Here is a 22948-nt window from a genome sequence, read left to right on the forward strand (position 1 = left end):
CGCCACGCTGGCTGTGCATTGTTTATAGCTATTCGCCAGTAATTTGCCTAGTGGGTGATGAACGAACCTGTGCACTCAGTGCACAGATTCGTTGTTCACACCGTGCATCACGCGCGCGCAGTGATCTTCCAGGCCCGGTGAATCTTGCTGTTGCGGGCAAAATCCTGGTCGATGGTCTGCGCAGTGATCTCCTCCACGGCATAACGCTGGCCCAGGTTTTCGTCGAGCACGAACTTGCGGAAGTTGTTGGAGAAATACAGCACGCCACCCGGTGCCAGACGCGCCATGGCCAGGTCGATCAACTCGACCTGATCACGCTGCACGTCGAACACGCCTTCCATGCGCTTGGAGTTGGAGAACGTCGGCGGATCAATAAAGATCAGGTCGTACTCTTCACGACAAGCCTGCAGCCAGACCGTAACGTCGCTCTGCTCCAGACGGTTCTTGTCGGAGAAACCATTAAGCGACAGGTTGCGACGCGCCCAGTCCAGGTAAGTACGCGACAGGTCGACGCTGGTGGTGCTGCGCGCACCGCCCTTGGCCGCGTGAACGCTAGCGGTTGCGGTATAGGCAAACAGGTTGAGGAAGCGCTTGCCAGCGGCCTCACGCTGGATGCGCATGCGCATCGGGCGATGATCGAGGAACAGCCCGGTGTCCAGGTAATCGGTCAGGTTGACCAGCAGCTTGACGCCGCCTTCGCTGACTTCCAGGAACTGACCCTGTGCGCTCTGGCGTTCGTACTGACGAGTACCGCTCTGACGCTCGCGACGCTTGATCACCACACGGCTCTTGTCGATGTTCAGCGCCTGGGGAATGGCCGCCAGCGCGTCGAACAGACGGGCCGAGGCTTTCTCTGGGTCGATGGACTTGGGCGCAGCGTATTCCTGCACATGCACCCAATCGTGATACAGGTCGATGGCCATCGAGTACTCGGGCATGTCGGCGTCGTACACGCGATAGCAGTCGATGCCCTCGCGGCGCACCCACTTGCCCATCAGCTTGAGGTTCTTCTGCAGACGATTGGCAAACATCTGCCCGCCTTCGCTCAAACGGGCCTGCTCGACCACCACAGGGGCAGGCTTGATCGGGTTGCCGTTCTTGTTGAATTTCTTCTCGACTTCAACCTCGGCCTCGACCGGGGTTTCGCGCTCGATCTGACGTTGTTCCGGGGTGCGGCGCTCGCCGGTGACGAACTGGTCCGGCAGCACCTTGATCAGCAGCAACTTGCAGGGAAGCGCGCCGTTCCAGAACGAATACTGCTTGTGGCTGCGAATGCCCATGCGCTTGCCCAGGTCAGGCGCGCCGGTGAATACGGCGGCTTCCCAGTTCAGGCAGGACTGACGCAGACGCTCGCCCAGGTTCTGGTAGAGATACAGCAGGCTGGCTTCGTCGCCCAGACGCTCGCCATACGGCGGGTTGCAGATGACCAGACCTTTCTGATTCTGATCCGGCCGCGGCTCGAAGGTCGCGACTTCGCCCTGATAGACCTTGATCCAGTCGCTCAGCCCTGCGCGCTCGATGTTGTTGCGCGCAGGCTGAATCAGACGCGGGTCGGCCTCGTAGCCACGAATCCACAGAGGGGGCTTGGCAAGGCCGGCCTCGGCACGCGCCAGCGCCTCGTCATGCAGCTTGCGCCACAGGGCCGGAACGTGGCCCAGCCAGGCAGAGAACCCCCAGCGCTCACGCTTGATGTTCGGTGCAATATCGGCAGCAATCAGGCCGGCCTCAACCAGAAAGGTGCCCACACCACACATGGGGTCGGCCAGCGCGCCGCCTTCGGCTGCGATGCGCGGCCACCCGGCACGGACAAGGATGGCCGCAGCAAGGTTTTCTTTCAGGGGAGCAGCACCCTGCTGCAAACGATAACCACGCTGGTGCAGGCTATGGCCGGACAGGTCCAGTGACAGAATCGCTTCGCCGCGATCCAGGCGCAGGTGCACGCGCAGATCGGGATTGATCTTGTCCACCGAGGGGCGTTCACCGTCAGGCGTGCGCAGCTTGTCGACAATCGCATCCTTGACCTTCAGCGCACCGAAGTGGGTGTTGTCGATGCCCGACCCGTGACCGCTGAATTCCACGGCAATGGTGCCGTCCGACTCGAGATGATCATGCCATTCGACGTCGAGAACGCCGTGGTACAGGTCTTCGGCGTCCTTCATCGGGAAGCGTTTGAGCACCAGCAACACGCGGTTGGCAAGACGGGACCACAGGCACAGCCGGTAAGCGGTCTCCATGTCGGCCGAGCCGCGAATCGCCGAGGTGTGTTCGCGGGTGTCCTCAAGGCCGAGTGCCGTGGCCTCTTCAGCCAGCAGTCCTTCAAGACCTTTGGGGCAAGTGAGGAAAAGTTCGTAGCGATCCGACATGTGTATTCCAGGGCCTGAGCCGTCAGCGGCGGGCAACGCATTGCCCGACCAGATTTTAAACAGGCGCCTTTCTTGGAGTACGCCTGCGTGGCACGTTAAATGTGCCGGTCCGCTGCATCAACCTGCCATGTGATCAAGGCAGCGTCGGTGCAGCAGTTTTCAATACATTTCTGTCTTCACATAGCTTTCCTATATGAAGAACGAACATTCAACCCGACGAAGTGGGAAACAAAAAGTCACATCCCGACCCTTCGTCGAATTTGCAGTTAAAACATTCAGCCATCACCTGCAGCTGAGACGCGCTCTCAGTTCGGCCTGAAACGCCCGCGTCAAAAGGCTTACGTCAAAAATCGGTAGTGAAACCCGACCTTGCTTATCACTCGACAGACCTAAATGTGACGTGCTTATGACAAAACGGTCATTCACAGGACACGGCGCTTTGGTTAGAAATCACCTCAGGTCATCTCCGCAACGGATTTGACACCAAGGCCCGCGACGCCGGCAGCGGGCACCTTTCTGCCCGACCTCACCATGAGGTCTCAGGGATATAACAGTCAACAGACGAGGGCAATACCCTATGAGAAGACTTAAGCGTGATCCGTTGGAAAGAGCATTTTTACGCGGATATCAATACGGCGTTCATGGTAAATCCCGTGAGCTTTGCCCTTTTACTCTACCGTCAGTACGCCAGGCATGGATCAATGGTTGGCGAGAAGGACGCGGCGACAACTGGGACGGTATGACCGGCACTGCGGGAATCCACAGACTCAACGAACTTCACGCGGTCGGATAAGGCGCTTCTGGAGACACAGGCCCCGACCAGTCCATCATCAAGGCTTTATTGACTGACCATCTACACCCATACCATGCACGCCCCATCCGGGCGGCGGGCCAAAAGCCCAGGGGCTCTTCAGGAGCCCCTTTTTTTGCCTGCGATTCAGCCCCGCTCGCGCGGCATCGCCGCAATTGCATCCACCGATTCGCGAATCAATGCCGGCCCCTTATAGATGAAGCCAGAATAGATCTGCACCAGACTCGCACCCGCCGCGATCTTCTCTGCAGCGTGACGTCCCTCGGTGATACCGCCCGCCGCGATGATCGGCATGCGACCTGCCAACTCACCCGCCAGTATCTTCACGGTGTGAGTGCTCTTCTCGCGCACCGGAGCGCCCGACAGACCGCCCGCCTCGTCTGCATGCGGCAGCCCTTCGACGCCTTCGCGGCTAAGGGTGGTGTTGGTCGCGATGACAGCATCCATGCCGGATTCGATCAGCGCAGTGGCGACCAGCACGGTTTCTTCATCGGTCATGTCCGGGGCGATCTTGATCGCCAGTGGCACACGCTTGCCATGGCGCTGCGTGAGCTCCTGCTGGCGCAGGCTAAGCGCCTCGAGTAGCTGCTTGAGCGAATCACCGAATTGCAGGCTGCGCAGGCCCGGTGTGTTCGGCGAGCTGACATTGACCGTTACGTAGCTGGCATGGTCGTAGACCTTGTCCAGACAGATCAGGTAATCGTCCACCGCACGCTCGACCGGCGTGTCGAAATTCTTGCCGATGTTGATGCCCAGAATGCCGGTGTATTTCGCAGCCTTGACACGGCTGACCAGATTGTCGACGCCCAGGTTGTTGAAGCCCATCCGGTTGATGATGGCTTCTGCGTGAGGCAAGCGAAAGATCCGCGGCTTGGGGTTACCTGGCTGAGGACGCGGCGTGACCGTGCCGATCTCTACAAAGCCGAAGCCCAGTTGAGCGAAGCCGTCGATGGCCGCGCCATTCTTGTCCAGGCCTGCCGCCAGTCCCACCGGATTGGGAAATTCAAGCCCCATCACGTTGACCGGCACCTTCGCCGGCGCCTTGCTCAACAGGCCATTGAGGCCCAGCCGCCCGCCAGCACCGATCAGGTCCAGCGACAGGTCATGGGAAGTTTCCGGGGAAAGTTTGAACAGTAACTGGCGGGCCAGGTTATACATGGGCGGGCTAGGCTCGTGAGAAGCTGAATTCAGGGCCGCGATTATAGCCGTGTGAAGGGCCCGCACGCGAGGCATGCAAAAAACTTGTTACCCTGACTCATCGAGCACTGGCATATGCCTTGCTTGAAACCATTATCGGCACGCGTTCCAACGAAGGAGCGGTGCCCGGACAACGGCGTCGCTCCAGCCCTTGCATCGTGCAACGGGCTGGGCGACGCCTTTTTTCTGGATGTCCCTGATGAAGCACTCGGTATGAACGAACCAACAAGCAATGCGCTGGACTGGGTAACCGGCAGCGATGCGCCCGAGATGAACAGCCTGGATGTGGGTTTCATGGCGTTGACCGACTGTGCTTCGCTGGTCGTGGCGGCTACACAGGGCTTCGCCCAGCCGTATGGACTGACCCTGAACCTCAAGCGCCAGAGTTCCTGGGCGAGCCTGCGAGACAAGCTGATCAGCGGCCAGCTCCAGGCAGCCCACAGCCTCTACGGGATGATCTATGCCGTAGAACTGGGCATCAGCGGCGGCCCGGCCAAAGACATGGCGATCCTCATGGGTCTCAACCAGAACGGTCAGTGCATCAACCTGTCGCGCGGCCTTCAGGACAGTGGCGTGGTCACTCCTGAAGCACTGGACAAACGTGTGCACCAAAGCGGCCCGAAACTGACCTTTGCCCAGACATTCCCGACCGGCAATCACGCCATGTGGCTTTATTACTGGCTCGCCAGCCAGGGTATTCATCCGCTGGACGACGTGAACAGTGTGGTGGTGCCGCCACCGCAGATGGTCCAACACCTGCAGGCCGGGCGTATCGACGGCTTCTGTGTCGGCGAGCCCTGGGCTGCCAGCGCTGTCAATCAGCAACTGGGGTTCAGCATGGCCACCAGCCAGGCAATCTGGCCCGATCATCCGGGCAAGGTGCTGGGTTGCACCCGCGAATTCGTCGAGCAGAACCCCAACACCGCCAGAGCGCTGGTCATGGCCGTGCTGGAAGCGAGCCGTTTCATCGAACAGAGCGAACACAACCGGCGCAGCACCGCGCAACTGCTCAGCGGCGCGGAGTATCTGGACACCTCGCTCGATTGCATCGAACCTCGCTTGCTGGGCCATTACAGCGATGGCCTGGGCAATCACTGGGAGGACCGCCACGCGGTCAGGTTTCACAATGAGGGCCAGGTCAATTACCCATGGTTGTCAGACGGTATGTGGTTCATGACCCAGTTTCGGCGCTGGGGCCTGTTGCGCGAAGACCCGGATTACCTGGCCGTCGCCAATCGGGTTCAGCAATTGGCTCTGTACCGTGAAGCGGCCGTTGCATTGGGCATCGAGGTTCCGGATTCGACCCTGCGCAGCAGCCAGTTGATCGACGGCAAGGTCTGGGACGGCAGCGATCCGGCCGCCTATGCGCGTAGTTTCAGGCTCAATGCCTGGGCGGATGCTGCGCCCATTGCCGCCCGTCGTTGAAGGAGGACGTGAACATGCTGCGCATCCTGCTCATAAACGACACCCCGAAAAAGGTCGGTCGCCTGAAGTCCGCGCTTATCGAGGCTGGCTTCGAGGTCATCGACGAATCGGGCTTCATCATCGACCTGCCGGCACGCGTCGATGCAGTACGTCCCGACGTCATCCTGATCGACACTGAATCACCTGGCCGCGACGTCATGGAACAGGTTGTCCTGGTCAGCCGCGACCAGCCCCGCCCTATCGTGATGTTTACCGACGAACACGACCCCGGGGTCATGCGTCAGGCCATCAAGTCAGGGGTCAGCGCCTACATCGTCGAAGGTATTCAGGCCCAGCGCCTGCAGCCGATTCTGGACGTGGCCATGGCCCGGTTCGAAAGCGATCAGGCCCTGCGCGCGCAACTGCATGCCCGGGACCAGCAACTGGCTGAGCGCAAGCGCATCGAACTGGCCAAGGGTCTGCTGATGAAAATGAAGGACTGCAACGAGGAAGAGGCTTACACGCTGATGCGACGTCAGGCCATGAGCCGCCAGCAGAAGCTGATTCAGGTCGCCGAACAGATCATTGCGATGAGTGAACTGCTGGGCTGAAAATGTAGATTGAGAAAATACTGACGAAACACTAATCGTGGGAGGCGGCTTGCTGGCGATGAACGATGACGCGGTCTGGATGTTAAACCGCGCCGACGCCATCGCCGGCAAGCCGCCTCCCACAGTTACAGTACCTGCCAGCAGGCCGCGTTGTGCTGACGCTTGCCGTTCACGCCTGCATGCATCCGGATTACTGAGTCAGCACCACGTCCTTCATCGCCGGTATGTAGCCATAGTCATAAGACTCTTGCACAAACGAACGATCGCCCCGCAACAGAATCCTCACTGTCGGCGCTTCAGTGCCGCCGATACGGAAATCCTGACCCGTCGTGGGCACGCTGTCGATGAACGAGGTCACCAGCCCGTTGGGCATGACGCAGTGCGAATAGGTCTGGAACGGCTGGGACGGTGGATTACCCAGTACCAGACCTGACGCATTCATGGGCCGATAAGGGCCGAACAACTGCTCACTGACAAAACCATAAACGCCATCAGGGCCGGTGACGCCATCGGCATAGGTGAACTTATGGCTGATGGTAAACAAGTAATATTTGTTGTCCTGAAACACATAATGGGGTCGTTCGGTCTGGTCATTGACACCGACTGCCGTGACAAGCGGCGGCAGGATATCCCACTCATCGCCATTAAGGTCTTTGGCCACAGCAAGACCGATACAGCCCACTTGAAATCTGGCACCTCCCACCTCTTCGTGACCCGGTGGCACAGGCCCTAGTTCAGTGGGACCTACTTCGTGACTACCGCGCTCACCCGCGACATTACCTTCAAAGACCATATACAACTTGCCATCATGGGGATCTATAAAGGGGCTGGGGTCGCGAAAGTTCCAGGTGGCATTCTGTGCCTCGGTTTGATAATAAGTCCCGTCGGCCTCGAATAATGTTTTAACTACGGTAAAGTCCGTCAATATGACACCACTGTCAGACGTCACAATACGGCCGCGAACTTTGGCAATGGCAGCGCCCGGTGTGACGCAGGTGTAATAAAGGTCGATATCGCCCTTGTCGTTAAGCAGGATCGGAGTGCCCGCCCACTCGCGGGTGGTGGGAGATACGCCTTCAGCCATGACACGCCCGCCGAAGATCCAGTCCTTGCCGGTACGCGAATACCAGTAGCACATACGCGCCCGCCCATGACGATCTTCCCAGTCTCGTTTGATATCATAGCGGCCATTGGCCCCTAGATATTGGGGGTCCGTGGGGTGTCGGTCGGCCGTGAGGGTCAGGATAACGGACCAACCGTTGACCGACACGACCGTGCCGTCCAGCTCGCGCAACGGCATGGTGTCCCAGATAAAGACGGTATCGCTCATGACCGGAAAGTCGGGACTGACCAGGGGCTGAGTGGTGGTGGGGTCGTTTTCGTTGACCTTGAGCGCGTCGGCCCGGGTCCACACAGTAGGTGGATAAGTGACGTTATTCATGTTGATGTCCTTTATTGGCGCTCGCCCAGGCGAGTGCTTAGATGAAGACAATGCAGCATGCAAACTTTTCACATCGCTGAAGTGCACTTGAATACGCCTGCCATCGCGGCATGAACCGAAACAACAGCACGATTAATGTAAGGTGCATTAAGGCACCTTTTCGAATGATTGCAATAAGCCACTTATAACAAGCTGACTAAATGCCCATACTTACCCTTGGAGACGGGCCGTGTCCTGCAAGACAAGAGGGATCCTGTCAGAGACAAGATGGAAAGTAAATTAAATATTCCCTACCGTTAAGCGACGGTATTAAAGACTCACCCAGGCTGAACTATTAAGCATTACTAGCATCCACTCTACTATGAGGATCATCATGCAACACGATCAAAACACTATCATTATGCTTTAATAAAACTGCCTTGATAGTGGCTCCTACAGCAAAATAAACAGACGCACCTGCAGCGTTCAAGGCGTGCGCGTTCGCGCAAAGACGGTACTCGGAGCCGCCGGCACGCTCCGATGGCCCCGCACCTATTTGCGGCGCTCCACACAATCGATGCCCGCTTCAAGGTCATGCCACGGCAATAGCCGTTGCGCGCCGATGCCTGCTCCACTCACACCTCAAGCGCTTGCCTTGAGGCCTGCGGCGCTTGTTACCGAATAAACCTTTCATATGGCCCGTCTCTTGCTTTATGCCTGTCACAGGTAGCCAACGGCGGTTGCCACCCCTTACGACAAAGACGTCGCTCATCTCTTTTCGCCACTGCGGACAGAGAGGCGACGTTTTTTGCGTTTTGGCCCCGGCGATGGGGCCGGTGGAGTCGCCGGCACTCGGAACACTCCACCACAACGTCTGGACATTCCTGTGTCGCGGTCTCGAACCCGACTGACTCCCTAGCAGATGATGAGGTGTGCAAATGGATACAAGCTTCTGGAAGGCCGGCCACAAACCGACCCTGTTCGCTGCCTTTCTCTACTTCGACCTGAGTTTCATGGTCTGGTATCTGCTCGGCCCGATGGCAGTGCAAATCGCCGCCGACCTGCACCTGACCACTCAACAGCGCGGCCTGATGGTTGCCACGCCGATTCTGGCCGGGGCGATCCTGCGCTTCTTCATGGGCCTGCTGGCGGATCAGCTGTCTCCCAAGACCGCCGGCATCATCGGCCAGGTCATCGTGATCGGTGCCCTGCTCACCGCTTGGCAACTGGGCATTCACAGCTACGAGCAGGCACTGCTGCTGGGCGTGTTTCTGGGCATGGCGGGTGCGTCTTTCGCCGTCGCACTGCCACTGGCGTCGCAATGGTATCCGCCGCAGCACCAGGGCAAGGCCATGGGCATCGCCGGTGCTGGCAACTCGGGCACGGTACTCGCGGCACTGATCGCACCGGTCCTGGCGGCCAGCTTCGGTTGGGGCAACGTGTTCGGCCTGGCGCTTATCCCGCTGGTGCTGACGCTGATCGCCTTTACGCTGATGGCACGCAATGCACCGGAACGCAGCAAACCCAAATCCACGGCGGACTACCTCAAGGCCTTGGGCGACCGGGACAGTTGGTGGTTCATGTTCTTCTACAGCGTGACCTTCGGCGGCTTCATCGGCCTGGCCAGCGCCCTGCCCGGCTATTTCAACGACCAATACGGACTGAGCCCGATCACCGCAGGCTATTACACCGCAGCGTGCGTGTTCGGCGGCAGCCTGATGCGCCCACTGGGCGGCGCACTGGCTGACCGGTTTGGCGGCATCCGCACCCTGACCGTCATGTATGCAGTCGCCGCTATCGGCATCGCAGCGGTGGGCTTCAACCTGCCAAGCTCGTGGGCTGCGCTGGCCCTGTTCGTCGCCGCGATGCTTGGCCTGGGTGCGGGCAATGGCGCGGTCTTCCAACTGGTGCCACAGCGCTTTCGCAAAGAAATCGGCGTGATGACCGGCCTGATCGGTATGGCAGGCGGCATCGGTGGCTTCCTGCTCGCCGCGGGCCTGGGCAGCATCAAGCAGAACACCGGCGACTATCAGCTTGGCCTGTGGCTGTTCGCAAGCCTGGCGGTACTGGCCTGGTTCGGCCTGATGAACGTCAAGCGCCGCTGGAGAACCACCTGGGGTTCGGCTGCCGTCACCGCAGCGCGGGTGTGATCGGCCGATGACGCTGCACCTGCGTTTCGCCGAGTACAGCACCAGCGGTCCGCGAGCCGAGAATCAAGACGCGCTGCGCCTGGTCACTCCGGTTCCGGCGCTGGCCGCCAGCAAAGGCTATCTGTTCGCCCTTGCCGACGGCGTCAGCCAGTGCGCCGATGGTGCACTGGCCGCGCAGTCGACCCTGCAGGCCCTGGCGCTGGATTATTACGCGACCCCGGAGACCTGGGGCGTGGCCCAGTCACTGGATCGTTTGCTGCTGGCCCAGAACCGCTGGTTGCTGGCCAACGGCTTGCTGACCACCCTCAGTGCGCTGGTACTGCGCGGCAGACGCTTCACTCTCGCCCATGTGGGTGATTGCCGCGCCTACCGCTGGCAGTCCGGAAAGCTCAAACGCATCAGCGAAGACCACGTGTGGGAACAGGCCGACATGCAGCACGTGCTCAAGCGCGCGCTGGGCCTGGACCAGTACGTGGTCATGGATTATCTGGACGGCGAACTGTGTGAGGGTGAGCGCTTGCTGCTGGTCAGCGATGGCGTCTGGGCAACGCTGGGCGATGCCAGCATCCGCTCGATCCTGACCGAGCAGGATAACCTTGATGCCGCTGTGAAGACGCTGGTCAGCGCCGCGCACCTGGCCGGCAGTCAAGACAACGCGAGCGCCCTGCTTATTCAGGTCGACAGCCTGGGTGAAGACGATCTGGGCGATGCCCTGCTTCAATTGCAACAATGGCCGTTGCCGCCAGCGCTCAAGCCCGGTCAGACCTTCGAAGGCTGGAGCATCGGCAATGTGGTTGCCCAGTCGCGCCAATCCATCCTGTACCGCGCCCACGATAGCCATGGCCAGCCCTGGCTGCTCAAGACCCTGCCGAGTGCCCGGCATGACGAACCGGGTGCAGGCCAGGGGCTTCTGCTTGAAGAGTGGTTTCTGCGCCGGGTTGCCGGCCGTTTCTTTCCCGAAGTGCATCCGCTGCCCGAACGCCAGCACCTGTACTACGCCATGCGCGAATACAGCGGGCGCACCCTTGCAGAGGTCTTTGCCCTCAGCGGACCGCTGCCACTCGCACAATGGCAGGATCTGGCCACACGCGTGCTGCGGGCTGCTGGCCTGCTGCATAGACGCAACATCATTCATCGCGACATAAAGCCCGAAAACCTGCTATTGGCGCACGACAATGAAGTGCGGTTGCTGGATTTCGGCCTTGCGTTCTGCCCAGGTCTGTCTGCGGCCAATGCCGATGACCTGCCGGGCACACCGAGCTACATTGCCCCGGAAGCCTTCAGCGGTGCCGAGCCGGATCCGCAACAGGATCTGTACGCGGTCGGCGTGACCCTCTATTACCTGCTGACCGGCCAGTATCCCTATGGCGAGATCGAAGCCTTTCAGCATCGTCGTTTCGGCACACCGATTTCGGCCAGCCGTTACCGGCCCGACCTGCCGCTCTGGCTGAGTCAAAGCCTGGACAAGGCGGTGCAGGCCAATCCGGCGCAGCGTTATGAGACGGCCGAGCAGTGGTTGCTGGAACTGGAGCAGGCCGAACAACGCCCGGTGGTGGCGCGCCCGCGTCCGCTGCTGGAACGCGAGCCATTGAAGGTCTGGCGCACCCTGGCGCTGGTTTCGCTGCTGATTAATCTGGTCGCGGTGATCTGGTTGATGGGGAGGCACTGAGCAACAGGCCCGCCCCGCTTCTGTGCAACACGCCTCAAGGCAGTGCAGGCACGAACCCGACTCTTGGCTCAACGGCCTGCTTTAACCGCTTCGAACGAGTTGGCACAACCACTGCATAGTCTCTCTCAGCAGTTTCATAACGCGCCGCCCTCAACGATGAAGGCAGCGCTTCCCGAGAGAACGGGACCGGACAAAGGCGTCCTCGTCAGGCTACTGACGGGACGCCTTTTTTTGTTTGCGCGCAATTTGTCGAGCATCCCTTGAGGGTGACTCGGAGGCACGATGAAAAAACTCAAACTGGTGATGATTGGCAACGGCATGACCGGAGTGCGCACACTCGAAGAGTTGCTCAAATTGAGCGAAGACCTTTACGACATCACGGTCTTCGGCGCTGAACCACACCCCAACTACAACCGTATCTTGCTGTCGCCTGTGCTGGCGGGCGAGCAGACGTTCGAAGACATCGTGCTCAACGACCTGGCCTGGTACGAAACCAACGGTATTCAATTGTTGCTCAATCGCCGCGTGGTCAGGATTGATCGCATCAAGCGCCTGGTCATCGCGGATGACGGCACACAGGCCCATTATGACCGTCTGCTGATCGCCACCGGTTCGAGCCCGTTCATCCTGCCGATTCCCGGTAACACCCTGGACGGTGTGATCGGTTATCGCGACATCGGCCACACCCGGGAAATGATCGAAACAGCCGCCACACACAAGCGCGCTGTTGTCATCGGTGGCGGCCTGCTGGGCCTGGAAGCGGCCAATGGCCTGAGCATGCGCGGCATGCAGGTCACCGTGGTTCACAATGGGCAGACCCTGCTTGAGCGTCAACTGGACAAGACCAGCGGCCGAATGCTTCAAGCGGCGCTGGAGCAGCGCGGTCTGAGCTTTCGCCTCAACGAGCAGACCGACGCCTTGCTGGGTGACGATCAGGGCCGGGTTCAGGCGGTGCGCTTCCAGAATGGCGAAGTGATCGGCACCGATCTGGTGGTGATGGCCGCCGGCATTCGCCCTAATACTGAACTGGCCGAACAGGCGGGCCTGCCCTGCAGCCGAGGCATTCTGGTCAACGACACGCTGCAGACCTATGACCCGCGTATCTACGCCATCGGCGAATGTGTCAGCCATCGCGGCATCGCTTACGGCCTTGTGGCGCCTCTGTTCGAACAGGCCAGGGTCTGCGCCAATCACCTCGCGCAACTGGGTTTTGCACGCTATCCGGGCTCGGTGACGTCGACCAAGCTGAAAGTGACGGGCATCGACCTGTTCTCGGCTGGTGATTTTCTGGGCGGCGAAGGCACAGAGTGCATCACCTTGTCGGACCCCATCAGCGGCATCTACAAAAAGCTGGTGATCAAGAATGATGTGCTGGTGGGCGCTTGCCTGTATGGCGACACCACCGATGGCAGTTGGTACTTGAAACAGATTCGTGACGGCCAAGGCATTGACGCGATTCGCAATCACCTGATGTTCGGCGAACCCGTCCTCGCCGAGGCAGCCTGCGCATGACTTGCCTGACTCTGCAGCCGACTCGGATCACGGCCTCCACCTGCTGCTACTGCGGCGTAGGGTGCGGCGTGCTGATCGAGCACGATGGACAGAATATTTTGGGCGTGAGCGGCGATCCCCAGCACCCGGCCAACTTCGGCAAATTGTGCAGCAAGGGATCGAGCCTGCACCTGACCGGCGACATCGACGCGCGCGCGCTGTACCCGGAATTGCGTTTGAGCAAAGGCCTGGCCCGTAGCATCACCGACTGGGACACCGCACTGGAACACGCCGCGACGGTGTTCGCCGACAGCATCCGCGAACACGGCCCCGACAGCGTCGCGTTCTACATTTCCGGCCAGTTGCTGACCGAGGATTACTACGCCTTCAACAAACTGGCTCGCGCTTTAATCGGCACCAACAACATCGACAGCAACTCGCGGCTGTGCATGTCCTCGGCCGTAGCCGGCTACAAACGCAGCCTGGGTGCCGACGCGCCGCCGTGCAACTATGAAGACATTGAGCTGAGCGATTGTGTGCTGATCGTCGGCAGCAACATGGCCTACGCCCATCCGGTTCTGTTTCGTCGCCTGGAAGAAGCCAAAAGCCGTCGGCCCGAGATGAAAGTCATCGTCATCGATCCACGTCGTACCGACACCTGCGAGCTGGCAGATATGCACCTGGCGATTCAGCTGGGCACCGACGTCGCGCTGTTCCACGGCATAGTGCATGTGCTGATGAAGGAAGGCCTTGTGGATTCGGCCTTTATTGCCGCGCACACGCAGGGCTACGAAGCGCTGGAAGCACTGGTGCGCGATTACCCGCCGCAAAGCGTTGCGCAACGGTGCGGCATTGAGGTTGAACAACTGCTGACCTGCGCCCGCTGGATTGGCGAAGCGCCAAGCTTCCTGTCGCTGTGGTGCATGGGACTGAACCAGTCCACTGCCGGCAGCGCCAAGAACAGCGCACTCATCAACATCCATCTCGCCACAGGCCAGATCGGTCGCGTCGGTGCGGGCCCCTTTTCCCTCACCGGTCAGCCCAATGCCATGGGCGGGCGTGAAACCGGCAGCCTGTCCAACCTGCTGCCAGGCCATCGCGAAGCCGCCAACCCGGAGCATCGTGCTGAAGTGGCGCAGTACTGGGGTGTTGACGAGCTGCCGGCCAATCCCGGCCTTTCCGCTATCGAACTGTTCGAACAACTGCAGAGCGGCAAGATCAAGGCACTGTGGATTGCCTGTACCAACCCCGCGCAATCCTTGCCTGACCAGAACAGGATCCGGGCGGCGCTTGAGACCTGCCCGTTCGTGGTGCTGCAAGAGGCTTTCAAGACCACCGAAACCGCGCGCTTTGCCGACCTGCTGTTGCCAGCGGCAAGCTGGGGTGAAAAGGAAGGCACGGTCACCAACTCAGAGCGACGCCTTTCCAACGTGCGCAAAGCCATCCAGCCCCCCGGCCAGGCACGCCCGGACTGGGCGATCACCGTGGATTTTGCCCAGCGCCTGCAACAGCGTCTGCAGCCCGATGCCCATGCCCTGTTCGACTTCAAGAATCCGGCAGCGCTGTTCGATGAATTCAAAGGCCTGACGACCGGGCGCGACCTGGACATGTCCGGCATCGACCGCGCACTCATCGACCGCGACGGTCCGCAGCAATGGCCTTTCCCGCTAGGTGCCAGCATCGGCACACCACGCTTGTACGCCAATGGCGTTTTCCCGACCGCGTCGGGACGGGCTCAATTCGTGAGCGAACCCTACACCGCAGCCAAGGAACAGCGAGACACCCGATTCCCGCTGACGCTCAACACCGGCCGCCTTCGTGACCAGTGGCACGGCATGAGTCGCACCGGCACTGCCGCACGGCTATTTGGCCATGTCAGTGAAGCGGTTCTGAGCCTGCACCCTGATGACCTGCAGCTTCACGCGTTGCAGAGTGGCGACCTGATCAGACTGATCAGCCGTCGTGGTGAGCTGTATTTGCCCGTGAGCAGCGATGACAGCGTGCGTCCCGGCCAGCCATTCCTGCCCATGCACTGGGGTGATCGCTTCCTCAAGGGCGGCGTGAATGTCCTGACGCAACCGGCTTTTGATCCAGTCTCGAAACAGCCGGAGCTCAAACATTCCGGGGTCAGAATCGAGAAAGCCGAGCTGGCGTGGCAGTTCTTCGCACTGGTCGAAGGTGAGGTGCAACCGCAATGGGAGCGCCTGCGCACGCTGTGCGGATCGTTCACTTACCTGAGCCTGAGCCTGGCAGGACGTGAGCGCCCGGCACTGGTGATTCGTGCCGCCAGCGCGATGGCCCCCGAAGCCAGTCTGTTAAGCGAAATCGATACCCTGCTAGGCGTAGATGACGGCCCGGTGCTGGCCTACGACGACCCGAAACGCTCCATCGGCAAACGGGTGCGGATCGATAACGGGCGCATCACGGCCATTCGCCTGGCCGGTGAGACGTTAGCCCAGCACTGGTTGCAAACGCTCTGGCTGGAAGAGCGCGTCGATGCGCCGCTGCGCCGCTGGCTGCTCGCGCCGCTGAGCAGCGAGCCTGGCAAGGACGGCTGCGCGACACGCGACAAGACCTTGTGCAACTGCATGAACGTCAGGCAAAGCGCGGTCGAGAAAGGCATCGAAAACGGCCTGGACCTGAATCAACTCAAGAAACAATTAGGCTGCGGAACCCAGTGCGGGTCCTGCGTCCCTGAAATAAAAAGATTGATCAATACCCTGATGGTCACTGAATGAGGAACGCAGCATGAGCGCAAAAGTCTGGCTGGTGGGCGCAGGTCCGGGTGACCCTGAATTGCTGACGCTCAAGGCCGTACGCGCCTTGCGTGAGGCAGACGTCGTGTTGATCGATGATCTGGTCAACACCGCCGTGCTGGAACACTGTCCCGCGGCGCGGATCATCCCGGTTGGCAAGCGCGGCGGCTGTCGCTCGACGCCACAGGCGTTTATCCATCGCCTGATGCTGCGCTACGTGCGTCAAGGCAAATGCGTGGTGCGCCTCAAAGGCGGCGACCCGTGCATTTTTGGTCGGGGCGGCGAAGAGGCCGAGTGGTTGCAGGAACGCGGCGTAGACGTGGAACTGGTCAACGGCATCACGGCGGGTCTGGCGGGCGCTACGCAGTGCGGAATTTCGCTGACACTGCGCGGCATCAGCCGTGGTGTAACGCTGGTCACCGCCCATACGCAGGACGACAGCAGTCTCGACTGGCAGGCGCTGGCACACAGCGGCACGACGCTGGTGGTGTATATGGGCGTGGCGAAACTGCCGGACATTCGCGAAAACCTGCTGGCAGGCGGCATGAGCGCGGACATGCCCGTGGCCATGATCGAAAACGCATCACTACCATGGCAACGCGAATGCCGCAGCACCCTGGCGAACATGCAACTCGACGCGACAGCGTTTGAACTCAAGAGTCCGGCCATTCTGGTGATAGGCAAAGTGGCAGCGTGCAGTCAGCCCCATCAAGCCCTGCTCAGCGATCTGCAGCAGCAGGTTGGCTGACACGCGCTTAACGCCTGCTGAGTGCCAGGCGTGCAGCGAACAACACAAAGATCATACCGGTCGCACGATCCATCCAGGCAATCACCTTCTCGCGTCGCAGTACTGCGGCCAGCGGGTGGGTTGCGGCGATCAGAATCATCGACCAGAGCAATCCGATGACGATGTGAATGCTGACCAGGCCAAACGTCCAGGCAATCAGCGGCTGACCCTGTGGAATGAATTGCGGCAGAAACGAGACGTAGAAAACACCCATCTTGGGATTCAGGACATTGCCCATCATTCCTTTCAGAAACCAATTGGCGCCCGGTCTTTCGCTTGCCTGAACCGATGACAACGATGTTCGAGGTCGAAGCAGCATGTTCAATCCGAGCCAGGCCAGATAAGCCGCGCCGCAATATTTCAAGATGTTGTAGGCCAGTTCCGACACCGCGATCAACGCGCCCAGCCCGAACGCTACCGCTGCGCCCCACAACAGGCAGCCTGCATTGATGCCCAAGACTGCGCGAAACGCCTGCTGCTTGCCTTCTACCGTCGCAGTTCTCAGGATCAGGGCAGTGTCGAGGCCAGGCGTCAGCGTGAGCAGAGTCGCTGCAAAGGCAAACGCAAGGAGCGTGTCAGCGAAGGGCATGGCGGGGGCTCGGCAGGATGAAAGCGGCTATTTATCCTCAAAACGCAGGCAAAGAAAAGCCCGGCCTGAGCCGGGCTTTTCAGTAGGAGCGGCTAATTACTTAGCTTGAGCTTCTACTTCTGCTTCTACGCGACGGTTAACTGCGCGGCCAGACTCAGTTGCGTTGTCAGCAACTGGACGGGATTCGCCATAACCAACCGAGTTTACGCGGCTAGCACCAACGCCATACTGGTTGACCAGAACTTGCTTAACGGCGTTTGCACGACGCTCGGACAGTTTCTGGTTGTAAGCGTCAGGACCGACGGAGTCAGTGTGACCTTCAACAGTGGTGGTGGTCTGTGGGTACTGCTGCATGAAGTCAGCGAGGTTCTTGATGTCGCCGTAGCTGTTAGGCTTGACTACGGATTTGTCGAAATCGAACTTCACGTCCAGCTCAACACGAACCACTTCAGCAACTGCCGGGCAGCCATCAGCGTCAACGGTTACGTTGGCTGGGGTGTCTGGGCACTTGTCGACGTTGTCGCACACGCCGTCGTTGTCGCTGTCGGAGCAGACTTCAGCAACTGGAGCAACCGGAGCGGCTTCAACTTTCTTGCTGCCGCCGCCGAAGTTTACGCCGATACCGACGCTAGGAGCCCACTCGGTGTCGCCCTGGTCGATGTTGTACTGAGCTTCAACGCCTGCACGGGCGTAGAAGTTGTCAGTGAAGTACAGCTTCGCGCCGCCGCCAACGTTGGCGAAGGTGGAGCCGTTACGGCCGCCACGAGCGTCCTGGCCAATGCTCTGGTCAGAGAAACCGGCAGATACGTAAGGGCGCAGCATGTCGCCTGGGTTGTTGAAGTGGTACAGAGCGTCCAGAGCAGTGTTGGAGCCCTTGATGTTCTTGCCGCTGTCGCTACGGACGTTGTGAACTTCGTCGTAGCCCAGACGCAGTTCAACATCATCGGTCAGGAAGTAGCCAACGGAGCCGCCGAACAGGTTGCCGTCGTTTTTGAAGTTACGAGCGCTGTCGTAATATTCTTTCTTGGCGAAGCCTTCGATTTCGACTGCGCCTTGGCCTTGAGCCAGTGCGCCGAAAGAAGTTGCGGCAACAATAGTACCAATGGCCAAGCCCAAGGTGTTTTTCAGTTTCATCCGTTAAATCCCCATCTGATGATTATAAAGCAGTCCCGCATAACCGGGGACAACTCGTCGGCAAGTCTACCAGACCTTGCCAGTTCGTTAGAGATATTTGCTCGCCGTTAAGTTTCGGCGATACCCGCAAATTTCTCTCGTAATTTGTCCAGCGCCCGCTTGTAACGCATTTTCGTTGCGCTCAAGCCCATGTGCATAATGTCTGCGATCTCCTGGAATTCGAGTTCGGCGACGAATCGCAGTACCAGAATCTCCCGATCGATCGGGTTCACGTGCACAAGCCAGCGATCGAGACCGCCCCGCTCCTCAGGTTTTGGCGTCTTTTCTTCCGACGCTTCCTCGAGCGGATCCAGACTCAAAGCGTCCATCAAGCGACGCTTACGCCGTTCCTTCCTGTACTGAGTGATGCACTCGTTGTAGGTGATGCTGTAGAGCCAGGTTTTGAACTTCGACTTTCCCTCGAAATTCTTCAAGCCATACAAGACCTTAAGCATCACCTCCTGACAGACATCGTCAGCATCGCGATCGTTCCCCAAATAACGTGCACAGACGTTAAAAAGTGTTCTTTGGTAACGACGCATCAATTCTTCATACGCCCGGGTCACGTTGAACAGCTCAACGTGGGCGCGCGCAACCAACTCCTCATCAGAGAGATCGCGGGGTTCGTAGCGCGTCGAAAGCGGTTGAGGTTTATTCAAAACGAATCTTGCCGACAGTCAGGTCAATGTCCGCCACGGCCCGTTCCGGCAACTGGGCGGCATAGGTTAGCAGGTTAGCCGCCTAACGGCTGCTTACTCTCTGCTCGAGAAGGATGCGGTTGGAAAAAGACACCAACTCCCCCTCGTCTGTCAGCAAGGTCGTTTTGACCGTACCGATTTCCTCAATCTGGCCTTCGGTGTCGCCTATCTGCACCTGTTGGCCTACCTGATAGAGCTCACGCACGTAAATTCCGGCAATGATCTGACCCGCGATTTCGCGGCTTCCAAGCCCCAATGCCAAGGCAACTGCCAGACCAACGGTAATCAAAGCAATCACAATCACATGGTTCAGCAGGTCGGTTTTGACCTCAAGCTGACTGATCGCAACAGAAATACTGATGATAATGACCAGTCCTTGAGCGATTCGCCCAAGGCCTGCAGAGTAATCGACACCCACGCTCTCGGCTGCACCGCGCACCAGACCGTTGACCAGTTGTGCCAGCAGCACGCCCACCAGCAGTACCAGCGCTGCGCCAAAGACCTTGGGTAAATACAGCGCAAGCATGTCCAGTGTCGCGGAAACACGTTGCAGGCCCAGCGACTCGGCCGCCGAAACCAGGAAGATCAACAGCACGAACCAATAAACGATCTTGCCGATCAGCGTGGAAATGGGCACTTTGACGCCGGCGCGCCCCATGATCTTGGTCAGGCCGGTGCCACCGACCAGTCGGTCCAGCCCCAGTTTGGCGAGCAGTTTGGACAGCAGCGCGTCCAGCAGCTTGGCCACGGCGAAACCCAGCAGCACCACGACAAGCGCGCCGAACAGATTCGGGATGAAGTTTGCAACTTTGGTCCACAATGCAGTCATTGCAGCAAGAAGACTCTGCGTCCAGAGGTTCAATTCCATGCTCAATCAGCCTTATCGGTAGAACGGGCACCGTTCACGGTGCGACGGGAAACGGGAGCGACATGGGCGGAGCCGTTATTGAGTGCGATCATCATCGCCTCGGACCAACGGCCCAGAAGCCCGAACAACACGCCTGCACCGACCTGGCGGTTGGCGGTTTTCAGGACTCGCCCCAGACATGCATCGTCATCCCGGCTGGAGGATGAAGATTTAAGCATGTCACGTAAAGATTCTTCGAACGGATCGTGCATCAGGCACCTCACGCAATGTCAGTCAAAGACGTGACACATTCAGGACGAGTCACACGTGCAGCATGAAAAAATCTTTAGAATGCACGCCTTACACCCAACGCAATCGCCTGAACAGCCACCACTGCCCCGCCGCCAGCGAGACGATCAGGCCGCACGCAACCAGAAAACCGTAAGGGTTTTCCGCCCCCGGAATACCGCCAACATTGATGCCCAGCAGACCGGTCAGAAAGCTCATGGGCAGGAAGATTCCGGTGATGATGCCGAAGCGATACATGGTGCGGTTCATGTGCTCGCGCAGACGCCGGTCTTCGGACTCAAGCAGCAGCCCGACTCGCTCTCGGGTCAGTTCGAGCTCTTCAAGGTAACGGGTCAGACTGTTGTTCAGCTCATTCCAGTAGTCGGCATCATCGTCACAGAACCACGTGAGTTTGATGCGCGAAAGCTGGCCGTAGATATCGCGCTGCGGCCCCAGAAAACGACGCAGTCCGGCTGCGCGACGGCGAATGTGCAACAGCTTGCCGTGCTCAGGGCTGTACCATTCGTCGGCATCTGTCTTTTCTTCTTCCTCATCGACCGATTCAGTCAACTCGCCGACCAGATCCTGAACCTTGTCGGTCAGGTATTGAGCCAGGTAAAGAATCAACTCCGAGGCCGTTTTTGGCCCCTTGCCCTGACCCAGCAGCTCTATCAGCTCTTCCGTCGCACGCAGAGGACGCAGCCGCAGCGAGATGACCCGCTGGGCCGCAGCGAAAATACGCACCGACACCATGTCTTCCGGCTCGGCACCAGGGTTGAGGTTCACACCACGCAGGAACAGCAGCAGTTCCTGATCCGGCAAGGCCAGCAACCGGGGCCGGGTGTTTTCTTCAAGCAACAGGTTGCAGGCAAACTCGCTCAGCCCGCTGGCAGTGCGCAGCCATGTGTGGGTTTGCGGATGACTGCGATCCCAGTGCAGCCACAGGCTTTCCTGCGGCTGCAACTGAAGATCCTGAAGTTCGGTTCGAGCAATGAAACGCGCTCCGCCTTTACCGTCCAACACGAGGGCATGAACCAGCCCCCACTGCGCGTTTGCTTCATCGAACATTGATACGTCGCTTATTCCGGCATGGTCAGAGGAGAAGGAGAAATGATCACGCCATTGTTGTCGGCATACAGGTAATCGCCCGGTTTGAAGGTCACACCGCCGAACGTCACCGGCACATTGAGCTCACCGACGCCGCGTTTCTCGCTTTTTTTCGGGTGACTGGCCAGCGCCTGCACACCCAGGTCGGTCTGGGCCAGCATGTCCACGTCGCGTACACAGCCGTAGATCAGCACGCCTTCCCAGCCATTCTTCGACGCTTTATCGGCCACCATGTCACCCAGCATTGCGCAACGCAGCGAGCCGCCACCGTCGACCACCAGCACCTTGCCTTTACCGTCCAGCGCAACCTGCTCCTTGACCAGCGAGTTGTCTTCGAAGCACTTGAGGGTGACGATCTGGCCGCCAAACGAATCGCGTCCGCCAAAATTGCTGAACATCGGTTCGACAACCTGTACCAGGTCTGGATAAGCGTCACACAGATCGGGGGTGAGGTAGTGCATGAGGTGAACTCCTGTCATTGAGGCATGGGCGCAAGAAGAATGCAGATCAAGCGTACCGCGCAGCATAGTGAATTTAACCGCTAACTGCCTACCGCCACCTGAAACTCCGCAGTCTTTTCAGGAACAGACTGTTCACGCAACCAATCGATCACTCGCGGCCAGACCTGTTGCTGCGCACCTTTGCTGACCAGCATCTGCACATGCCCGAAATCTTCATTGAACCCGTGCTCACGCCCCAGACAGAGAAACTGCTTGCGGTCCGACCCGATCTGTTCGAACAGCGCGCGACAGGCCCATACCGGGTCCTGATGATCACCGACCGCTGCCACAGCCAGCACAGGCACCTGTACACCCTTCAGACCCGCCCACCAATCGCTGTGACGATCACCAAAGCGCCCGAACAAACCATGCCAGCGCATGCTCTCCAGCAAAACGCCCATGGGCTCGTCTTCCGGCCCGCGCTTGAAACGTGGGCCTGATACGTGTTCGAAACGTTTCAGCAACAATCGACCGGACCATTGCAGCGGCGGTATCTTGAGCGGCCAGTAAGTGCGACTGACCTGGCTGCCGAACAGCGCCACCGACGCCGCACTCGCAACGCCCAGGTACTCGCCGCCCAGCGCCGCCGCCAATGTCGTGCCACCGAGCGAATGACCGATCCAGTGTGGCACTTGCCCGCTCTGCTCCTGCACAAACGCCGCGATCGACGGCAGGTCGTAGCGAGCGTAATCGGCCACACAGTTGGCGCGATAGCTCTGGTTGCGCGCCGACAGCCCGTGCCCACGCATTTCGGGTATCCACACGTCGTAACCGGCACGCGCCAGAAACGGCCCCAGCCCGATGCCCTTGGGCGAGTACCAGAACCTGCGGTTGGAAAAACTGCCGTGCACCAGAATGACCGGCACGCCCCGCCCATGAGCCTGGTCGACCATGCCCAGCCGGGTCACGGCCAGCTCGACGCTTGGATCGGGACTGTTGGCAGGTTTGAGGCGATAAACGTCCTCGACCAGATCGCCACGACGTTCGGCACTGATCAAGGCAACGGGAAATAGATGGCTGCTGCTTTGCATATTGCTCTTTTCGGAAATTCAAAGGCATCGGGTCGCCTCTGACAGACTGGATGAAA

18 protein-coding genes and 1 pseudogene are annotated in these 22948 nt (G+C 59.5%); 8 read left to right on the forward strand and 11 right to left on the reverse strand.

Features of this window, described 5'->3' with window-relative positions:
- Positions 1 to 107 precede the first annotated feature (107 nt).
- Positions 108 to 2363, reverse strand: a complete 2256-nt coding sequence (rlmKL, locus tag H8S56_RS03890) for a bifunctional 23S rRNA (guanine(2069)-N(7))-methyltransferase RlmK/23S rRNA (guanine(2445)-N(2))-methyltransferase RlmL (protein WP_024695359.1) — start codon at positions 2361 to 2363, stop codon at positions 108 to 110.
- Positions 2364 to 2940: 577 nt separating this feature from the next.
- Here rlmKL and rmf point away from each other — a divergent pair.
- The gene (gene rmf, locus H8S56_RS03895; protein ID WP_002553055.1) at positions 2941 to 3156 is read left to right on the forward strand and encodes a ribosome modulation factor; all 216 of its coding nucleotides are present in this window, start codon (positions 2941 to 2943) and stop codon (positions 3154 to 3156) included.
- A gap of 144 nt (positions 3157 to 3300) precedes the next feature.
- Here the strand turns inward: rmf and H8S56_RS03900 are convergent, their stop codons facing one another.
- Complete coding sequence (locus H8S56_RS03900; RefSeq protein ID WP_187517914.1) at positions 3301 to 4332, reverse strand: quinone-dependent dihydroorotate dehydrogenase; 1032 nt, start codon at positions 4330 to 4332, stop codon at positions 3301 to 3303.
- A 252-nt stretch (positions 4333 to 4584) separates the two neighbouring features.
- Between H8S56_RS03900 and H8S56_RS03905 the strand changes: the two genes are divergently transcribed.
- Both H8S56_RS03905 and H8S56_RS03910 read left to right on the forward strand, forming a co-directional pair.
- A complete protein-coding gene (locus tag H8S56_RS03905) occupies positions 4585 to 5796 on the forward strand; it encodes a CmpA/NrtA family ABC transporter substrate-binding protein (RefSeq protein WP_024688554.1) in 1212 nt (403 codons plus the stop codon).
- 14 nt (positions 5797 to 5810) lie between these two features.
- Complete coding sequence (locus H8S56_RS03910) at positions 5811 to 6386, forward strand: ANTAR domain-containing response regulator (RefSeq protein WP_024688555.1); 576 nt, start codon at positions 5811 to 5813, stop codon at positions 6384 to 6386.
- 190 nt (positions 6387 to 6576) lie between these two features.
- Here H8S56_RS03910 and H8S56_RS03915 read toward each other — a convergent pair whose 3' ends face one another.
- Positions 6577 to 7827, reverse strand: a complete 1251-nt coding sequence (locus tag H8S56_RS03915) for a glycoside hydrolase family 68 protein (protein ID WP_187517915.1) — start codon at positions 7825 to 7827, stop codon at positions 6577 to 6579.
- Positions 7828 to 8744: 917 nt separating this feature from the next.
- Here H8S56_RS03915 and H8S56_RS03920 point away from each other — a divergent pair.
- The 5 genes and pseudogenes from H8S56_RS03920 (at position 8745) to cobA (ending at position 16620) form a co-directional block, all read left to right on the forward strand.
- Entirely contained in the window at positions 8745 to 9956 is a 1212-nt protein-coding gene (locus H8S56_RS03920; protein ID WP_024688557.1) for a nitrate/nitrite transporter, read from the forward strand.
- 7 nt (positions 9957 to 9963) lie between these two features.
- Complete coding sequence (locus H8S56_RS03925) at positions 9964 to 11625, forward strand: bifunctional protein-serine/threonine kinase/phosphatase (protein WP_187517916.1); 1662 nt, start codon at positions 9964 to 9966, stop codon at positions 11623 to 11625.
- Between the two features lie 282 nt (positions 11626 to 11907).
- Positions 11908 to 13122 (forward strand): annotated as a pseudogene (locus tag H8S56_RS03930) (NAD(P)/FAD-dependent oxidoreductase); the annotation flags it as partial.
- An 11-nt stretch (positions 13123 to 13133) separates the two neighbouring features.
- Positions 13134 to 15854: a nitrate reductase gene (locus H8S56_RS03935; RefSeq protein ID WP_187517918.1), complete on the forward strand. Its 2721-nt coding sequence runs from the start codon at positions 13134 to 13136 to the stop codon at positions 15852 to 15854.
- A gap of 10 nt (positions 15855 to 15864) precedes the next feature.
- Positions 15865 to 16620, forward strand: a complete 756-nt coding sequence (gene cobA, locus H8S56_RS03940) for a uroporphyrinogen-III C-methyltransferase (protein ID WP_187517919.1) — start codon at positions 15865 to 15867, stop codon at positions 16618 to 16620.
- A gap of 7 nt (positions 16621 to 16627) precedes the next feature.
- Here cobA and H8S56_RS03945 read toward each other — a convergent pair whose 3' ends face one another.
- From H8S56_RS03945 to H8S56_RS03980, 8 genes are all read right to left on the reverse strand, one after another.
- Entirely contained in the window at positions 16628 to 17248 is a 621-nt protein-coding gene (locus tag H8S56_RS03945; RefSeq protein WP_187517920.1) for a LysE family translocator, read from the reverse strand.
- A gap of 96 nt (positions 17249 to 17344) precedes the next feature.
- Positions 17345 to 18382, reverse strand: a complete 1038-nt coding sequence (locus H8S56_RS03950; RefSeq protein ID WP_024688563.1) for an OmpA family protein — start codon at positions 18380 to 18382, stop codon at positions 17345 to 17347.
- A 107-nt stretch (positions 18383 to 18489) separates the two neighbouring features.
- Positions 18490 to 19080, reverse strand: coding sequence for an RNA polymerase sigma factor SigX (sigX, locus tag H8S56_RS03955; RefSeq protein WP_024688564.1), 591 nt, complete (start codon positions 19078 to 19080; stop codon positions 18490 to 18492).
- An 82-nt stretch (positions 19081 to 19162) separates the two neighbouring features.
- Positions 19163 to 19987, reverse strand: a complete 825-nt coding sequence (locus H8S56_RS03960; protein WP_024688565.1) for a mechanosensitive ion channel family protein — start codon at positions 19985 to 19987, stop codon at positions 19163 to 19165.
- A gap of 2 nt (positions 19988 to 19989) precedes the next feature.
- Positions 19990 to 20238, reverse strand: a complete 249-nt coding sequence (locus H8S56_RS03965) for a hypothetical protein (protein WP_024688566.1) — start codon at positions 20236 to 20238, stop codon at positions 19990 to 19992.
- Between the two features lie 88 nt (positions 20239 to 20326).
- Positions 20327 to 21322 (reverse strand): zinc transporter ZntB, encoded by a 996-nt coding sequence (locus H8S56_RS03970; RefSeq protein ID WP_024688567.1) that lies wholly within the window; start codon positions 21320 to 21322, stop codon positions 20327 to 20329.
- A gap of 11 nt (positions 21323 to 21333) precedes the next feature.
- On the reverse strand, positions 21334 to 21822 hold the full coding sequence (gene rraA, locus H8S56_RS03975) for a ribonuclease E activity regulator RraA (RefSeq protein WP_024695352.1): 489 nt from the start codon (positions 21820 to 21822) through the stop codon (positions 21334 to 21336).
- 80 nt (positions 21823 to 21902) lie between these two features.
- The gene (locus tag H8S56_RS03980; protein WP_187517921.1) at positions 21903 to 22892 is read right to left on the reverse strand and encodes an alpha/beta fold hydrolase; all 990 of its coding nucleotides are present in this window, start codon (positions 22890 to 22892) and stop codon (positions 21903 to 21905) included.
- Positions 22893 to 22948: the final 56 nt, after the last annotated feature.

The organism is Pseudomonas triticifolii (assembly GCF_014358015.1).
In the GTDB taxonomy this organism is placed as follows: Bacteria; Pseudomonadota; Gammaproteobacteria; order Pseudomonadales; family Pseudomonadaceae; genus Aquipseudomonas; species Aquipseudomonas triticifolii.

Bases quoted from the DNA above. Each gene is read 5' to 3' on its own strand.
- rmf (WP_002553055.1), top strand. From the start codon at position 2,941: ATGAGAAGACTTAAGCGTGATCCGTTGGAAAGAGCATTTTTACGCGGA.
- H8S56_RS03970 (WP_024688567.1), bottom strand. From the start codon at position 21,322: ATGTTCGATGAAGCAAACGCGCAGTGGGGGCTGGTTCATGCCCTCGTG.
- H8S56_RS03965 (WP_024688566.1), bottom strand. From the start codon at position 20,238: ATGCACGATCCGTTCGAAGAATCTTTACGTGACATGCTTAAATCTTCA.
- cobA (WP_187517919.1), top strand. From the start codon at position 15,865: ATGAGCGCAAAAGTCTGGCTGGTGGGCGCAGGTCCGGGTGACCCTGAA.
- H8S56_RS03910 (WP_024688555.1), top strand. From the start codon at position 5,811: ATGCTGCGCATCCTGCTCATAAACGACACCCCGAAAAAGGTCGGTCGC.
- H8S56_RS03935 (WP_187517918.1), top strand. From the start codon at position 13,134: ATGACTTGCCTGACTCTGCAGCCGACTCGGATCACGGCCTCCACCTGC.
- H8S56_RS03920 (WP_024688557.1), top strand. From the start codon at position 8,745: ATGGATACAAGCTTCTGGAAGGCCGGCCACAAACCGACCCTGTTCGCT.
- H8S56_RS03960 (WP_024688565.1), bottom strand. From the start codon at position 19,987: ATGGAATTGAACCTCTGGACGCAGAGTCTTCTTGCTGCAATGACTGCA.
- H8S56_RS03950 (WP_024688563.1), bottom strand. From the start codon at position 18,382: ATGAAACTGAAAAACACCTTGGGCTTGGCCATTGGTACTATTGTTGCC.
- H8S56_RS03945 (WP_187517920.1), bottom strand. From the start codon at position 17,248: ATGCCCTTCGCTGACACGCTCCTTGCGTTTGCCTTTGCAGCGACTCTG.
- H8S56_RS03915 (WP_187517915.1), bottom strand. From the start codon at position 7,827: ATGAATAACGTCACTTATCCACCTACTGTGTGGACCCGGGCCGACGCG.
- H8S56_RS03900 (WP_187517914.1), bottom strand. From the start codon at position 4,332: ATGTATAACCTGGCCCGCCAGTTACTGTTCAAACTTTCCCCGGAAACT.
- H8S56_RS03905 (WP_024688554.1), top strand. From the start codon at position 4,585: ATGAACGAACCAACAAGCAATGCGCTGGACTGGGTAACCGGCAGCGAT.
- H8S56_RS03980 (WP_187517921.1), bottom strand. From the start codon at position 22,892: ATGCAAAGCAGCAGCCATCTATTTCCCGTTGCCTTGATCAGTGCCGAA.
- rraA (WP_024695352.1), bottom strand. From the start codon at position 21,822: ATGCACTACCTCACCCCCGATCTGTGTGACGCTTATCCAGACCTGGTA.
- H8S56_RS03925 (WP_187517916.1), top strand. From the start codon at position 9,964: ATGACGCTGCACCTGCGTTTCGCCGAGTACAGCACCAGCGGTCCGCGA.
- rlmKL (WP_024695359.1), bottom strand. From the start codon at position 2,363: ATGTCGGATCGCTACGAACTTTTCCTCACTTGCCCCAAAGGTCTTGAA.